This window comes from Roseateles sp. P5_E1 (genome assembly GCF_054049335.1).
The window spans coordinates 1-528 of the sequence record NZ_JBFUMN010000456.1 but is presented as its reverse complement, the minus strand read 5'-3'; the positions used below and the strand labels follow the sequence as shown (position 1 = coordinate 528).

The window sequence follows — 528 nt, the reverse complement described above, 5'->3', positions numbered from 1 at the left end:
GGCGTGGACATTTCCACCCCGCTGATCACGCGCGCCATCACGCGCGCTGCGTCCGCAGCACTGCCGGTGGATTTCAGGGTGGGCGATGCACAGCGGCTTGCGCTGCTGCCCGCCTCGTTCGACCGGATCGTGTCGCGCTTCGGGGTGATGTTCTTCGATGACCCGGTGATGGCCTTCTCCAACCTCCGCCAGGCGACCCGCGACGGTGGCGGCCTGCATGCGATCGCCTGGCGCAGCGCCGCGGAAAACCCGTTCATGACCGCCGCCGAGCGCGCCACTGCTCACCTGTTGACGTTCCCCGCACGCGTTGCCGATGCGCCGGGGCAGTTCGCGTTTGCGGACCGGGACCGGGTGGTCGGCATTGTCACCGACGCCGGATGGCAGAACATTGACGTTGTTGCGCAGGATGTTGCCTGCGAGATCGCCGCCGCGGACCTGCCTGCCTATGTGACGTTGTTGGGCCCGGTCGGGTCGGCGCTGCGCAGCGCGGACATCGAACCGGCGCTGCATGCACGGGTATTGCAGGCG

The 528-nt window shown here is 68.4% G+C and carries 1 protein-coding gene; it reads left to right on the top strand.

All coding sequences use genetic code 11. The features are described 5' to 3' along the window. Window positions 1-528: class I SAM-dependent methyltransferase (locus tag ACXJKJ_RS32070; protein WP_457395782.1), on the top strand; the 528-nt coding region annotated here is incomplete at both ends.